The sequence below is a fragment of the Bartonella sp. TT29SHDZB genome (genome assembly GCF_042193395.1).
Taxonomy (GTDB): domain Bacteria; phylum Pseudomonadota; class Alphaproteobacteria; order Rhizobiales; family Rhizobiaceae; genus Bartonella.
Genome location: NZ_JBHILQ010000046.1, coordinates 1 through 4,156, shown reverse-complemented (window position 1 = coordinate 4,156; position 4,156 = coordinate 1). Strand labels below are relative to the sequence as shown.

Annotated in this window: 4 protein-coding genes; 1 reads left to right on the top strand and 3 read right to left on the bottom strand. The window is 35.6% G+C overall.

Annotated elements, in window-relative coordinates:
* Positions 1-128: 128 nt before the first annotated feature.
* Complete coding sequence (locus tag ACFIJJ_RS09045) at positions 129-1,286, top strand: tyrosine-type recombinase/integrase (RefSeq protein WP_375646713.1); 1,158 nt, start codon at positions 129-131, stop codon at positions 1,284-1,286.
* A gap of 169 nt (positions 1,287-1,455) precedes the next feature.
* On the opposite strand, the gene ACFIJJ_RS09040 is transcribed toward ACFIJJ_RS09045, so the two are convergent.
* The 3 genes from ACFIJJ_RS09040 to ACFIJJ_RS09030 form a co-directional block, all read right to left on the bottom strand.
* A complete protein-coding gene (locus ACFIJJ_RS09040) occupies positions 1,456-2,658 on the bottom strand; it encodes a hypothetical protein (RefSeq protein ID WP_375646712.1) in 1,203 nt (400 codons plus the stop codon).
* A 221-nt stretch (positions 2,659-2,879) separates the two neighbouring features.
* The gene (locus ACFIJJ_RS09035; RefSeq protein WP_375646710.1) at positions 2,880-3,497 is read right to left on the bottom strand and encodes an ATP-binding protein; all 618 of its coding nucleotides are present in this window, start codon (positions 3,495-3,497) and stop codon (positions 2,880-2,882) included.
* 206 nt (positions 3,498-3,703) lie between these two features.
* Positions 3,704-3,916: a hypothetical protein gene (locus ACFIJJ_RS09030; RefSeq protein WP_375646709.1), complete on the bottom strand. Its 213-nt coding sequence runs from the start codon at positions 3,914-3,916 to the stop codon at positions 3,704-3,706.
* Positions 3,917-4,156: the final 240 nt, after the last annotated feature.

Here is a 4,156-nt window from a genome sequence, read left to right as displayed (position 1 = left end):
TTATGATTCAATAAAAAAAGTAAGTATTAAAGAAAAAATCTCAAATCAGAAATTAAAGGTGGTCTAAAAGGTGGACCCAAAAAGGTGGACGAGCAATGCTTGAAAAGGTGGACGAGAGGGGACGTTAAGTGAGGGCGATTCATCGGTTATCAGCATCATTCGTAAAGACGTCCTCGCAGGGTAAATATTGTGACGGGGCGGGGCTATGGTTGAATGTTCGAAAAGACAATACACGCTCTTGGTTTTTTCGCTATACGCACCACAATAAGCGCCGTGAAATGGGACTTGGTCCTGTTACGAAACTCTCTTTAAAAGAAGCGCGTGAGCTTACAAGATATTATAGTGATATTCTTAAAGAAGGCAATGATCCTATTGTCTTTCGAGAACAGACTATTTTAAAACAGCAAAGCAATATTTTTCAAGAAATTGCAAAAGCGGCTTTTGAAAGCAAAAAAGCAGAGTTGAAAAATGAAGGTAAAAACGGTCGCTGGTTTTCTCCACTAGAGTTGCACGTGATTCCACACATAGGTAATTTACCTATAGAAAAATTAACAGCCAATATCATTCGCAATGTTCTCGCGCCCCTTTGGCATGAAAAAGCAGACACAGCGCGAAAAGCACTTAACCGTATCAATATTTGCTTGAAATATGCTGCGGCTCTTGGTTTAGATGTTGATTTACAGGCTTGTATGAAAGCACGCGCTCTTTTAGGAAAACCACGTGCTACATCAACAAATATTCCTGCTATGCCATGGCAAGAGGTTCCGGCATTTTATCAAAGCTTGGATGATAAGATCCTTTCAAATTTAGTACTGAAGTTACTCATTTTGACGGGAGCACGGTCATATCCATTGCGCTATTTGCGCCTTGAACAAATTGATAAAAAGATATGGACTATACCAAAAGAAAACATGAAAGGTATTGTAGGGAAAGTTTTAGATTTTCGCGTGCCATTGAGTAATGAATCTTTGAGAGTTATTGAAAAAACTCTCCCCTTTGAAAAGAATGGTTTTCTCTTTTCTGGTCTTAGAGGCAACCCCATTTCTGATGCCACCATGGCAAAGTATATGACAGTTTGCGGCTTAACCTATCGTCCCCATGGTTTTCGTTCAAGCTTACGGGACTGGATAGCAGAGACAACGTCAACACCATTTGAGATTGCCGAAACTGTTCTTGCCCATTCAGTTGGGAGTTCAGTGACAAAAGCTTATATGCGAACGGATTTTTTAGAACAGCGACATGTTCTCTTGGAACAGTGGGCTGTATTCATATCAGGAAAGGCTTGATAATATGTCTATTGTCGATTCAGGTATCTAAGAAACACTTAAGTGATTAGCGGATAGATTACGGTATAATCTCTTTTTCCCTGTATCAAAAGTGGGGAGGGGGTGAAGTTTTAATTTTTGAAATCTATTGTTTTAAATGCGCAAAGAGGTTGTCTCGCGCATCTAAAAATTAAACCTTTAATCTAGAAATAAATGCTTCATTCCTTAATTTTGCATCCTCTAATAAATCACACCACTCTATTATTTCAACGGTTCCTCGAAATTCTCCCTGTAGAGGAAAAGTTCTCCCTCGCCCATTAGCTGTTTTTTGCCATGTAGACGTTTGCGTTTTAAGTTCACCTTCTATATCAGCAATAATATAACAATAAAAAACACACTGTTCTGAAATTTTTATTTTCTTATTATCAAATGTCTTTATACGCTGTCCTCTAAGTTCATTAAGGTATATGTTTATTTGTTCCATGGGGTTGTAACCCGGTTTATATTTTTTCTGACCTGGTCTTTTAAACTCCACCAACATTAACTTGTCTAGATCTGCATCAAGACGACCTTCAAGTCCTAGAGCATGTAATTTATCATAACATAATAAATCAGGACGAATTCCTTTCGTACTATTCTTCGCGATTTTTTTGATAGACATATCCGAAGTGAAGTATCTTGTAAATGTTAATCGCTCATCAATAATCCATAAATCATGCGTTGAAGGTTTCTGAGATTCAGGATCATCGCCCCGAACACGCATTGGACAAATAAGTTCATGCAATGTTTTCTCTAGATGCGGGACTTCTTGACCATTAACATTTTTCTTAACCTCTATTATTAATTCTCCTAAAATATCAAGTATAACTTTACGACGTATAACATACTCTGCTAACTGTCTTGTTTCTTCATCTTTAACTTCTTTTGCAAGTTCAGAAACTTTTTGGGAAAAGCTGTATGTATTAGTATTCCCTTTAGTAATTTCACGGTATATTTTTTCAATTCTCGAATTTTGCTTTTTTTCTCTTCTAAGCTTATGAATAGCCAGTGTCTTAACAAAGTCTTCTGTATCCTTTGCAGATTTAGGAAGTTTTTCTAATAGTTTTTCATAACTATCAAAACAATAGGAAGGATGTGTTCTACAAAATTCTTTTAATTTATTTAAACGTTTTTCTTCGTACTCTTCATTTTCTGGAGCAAGAACGCTATCTACAATATTGTTAGCAACGGAACGTAAAATATTTTTCAATATTTTATTCTTAAAAGAAAAATGCGTTCTTTCTTGATTAACTCTATCATCTAAATACTGACCACTTATGCAACCATGATACACTAGCCCTTGGTCTCCAAATTTTCCGAAACCAATAAGGTTATCGATGCTTTCAGTAGTCACAGTACGATCATGTGCGAAAAGATGTAGATAGTGGTTCTTCCCTTTAAAGTTAAGGTTAGCATCCGCCATGCAAATAAAATTACGAATTTTAAATAAACCAAAATCTGCGGTTTCAAGTGTAATCTCTCCCCTATTTTCTACTAAATATTTTTTAACTTTCTGCGCTAAATTGACAGATATCTGATTATCACGAAAAGTTATTTGAGGAAGTTGTTCTAAAATTAAATCTGAAAAAAATGTGCTCCAATATGATCGATAATTGCTTCAGTTTTGCGTGGAAAATATTTTTGGTACGCTACATCTCTTAAACCGGTAAAAATAATTTCTGTTCCGGTTACTTCTTGATTAATAAGAGGTATTTTTGAATGATCAAGAATCTGATTTTCCTCTTCCAAACAAAATGTAAAGCTTCTCTGGTAAAGCTGATCTTCTTCAAGGAATATACTTTTAACTCGTATTTTCTTAAAGGCATCCAACCATAGCAGCCGCCCAACTCCTTTTCCTCCTTTTTCTAATTTAAAATTAGTATCTACAGTGCGAAAAGCTTGAAAGTGCTCATCATCCAATCCTACACCATTGTCTTTAACTATAATTTCAAGTGTTTCATTTTTATCTATATCTTTGATTTCTATATCTATGTTACCCGCGCTTTTGTAATCTTCTTGCTTAGAATCTTCAAGCGCGTGAATAGCGTTGCTTACCGCTTCAAAAACAGGCTGCAAAGCTTCCATTTCAGTGGACGGTTTAGGAAAACGACAAACTCTTCCAGCAAGATTCTCTTTCATAGAAAACTTTTCAGTTTTATTCTTTTCTTGTTTTTGAACTGCGACGTTTTCCATAATTATTTCCACCTTTTTAGCCGATAATATTACGAAATATACCTATTAAACGCACGTATATTAACAATTTGTTATTATTATAGACAAATTTTTAATTTTTTGAAATCCACTGTTTTAAATGGAAGAAGACATTCTCTATCACCTCCATGAGACGAGCAAAATTAAGAAACCATTTTCTAAAGAATTTCGCGCGTCTCAGAGTATGTTTAGAGTCGGATATTTGGTTTTTGTGTAAAAATATTTCCTACAGCATCTATAAGGCGTGAAAAATCAAGCGCTAATAAGAGTATAATGAGTACAATCCATTTCGTATAACGTGACATCACTTTTATACTTTTGTAGGTCATAATAATTTCTTGAAGTATTTCTTTTTCTCCTTCTGTAAGTTCTGTATCGTCTTGTGTTTTTTTTCTAGCCATGTTTCCACCCACACACACGTTCGCCCTGCTTGTTATGCTTTAAGATCTCTCTTGCTAAGTTTGAACTGATGACGTTGATATCTTGCCTCTCTAAATAAATTGGCAACCAACCAACACAAGAGACATACTTATTTGCCACGCAACCAGTCAGAGAGAGCAGCATGCACATCAGCATCACTTTTTTGATTAATTTCATTTTCTACCTCAAGCCGTGTTGTGGCTGCTTTTAAAGCTTTTTCT

Bases quoted from the DNA above. Each gene is read 5' to 3' on its own strand.
- ACFIJJ_RS09035 (WP_375646710.1), bottom strand. From the start codon at position 3,497: ATGGAAAACGTCGCAGTTCAAAAACAAGAAAAGAATAAAACTGAAAAG.
- ACFIJJ_RS09030 (WP_375646709.1), bottom strand. From the start codon at position 3,916: ATGGCTAGAAAAAAAACACAAGACGATACAGAACTTACAGAAGGAGAA.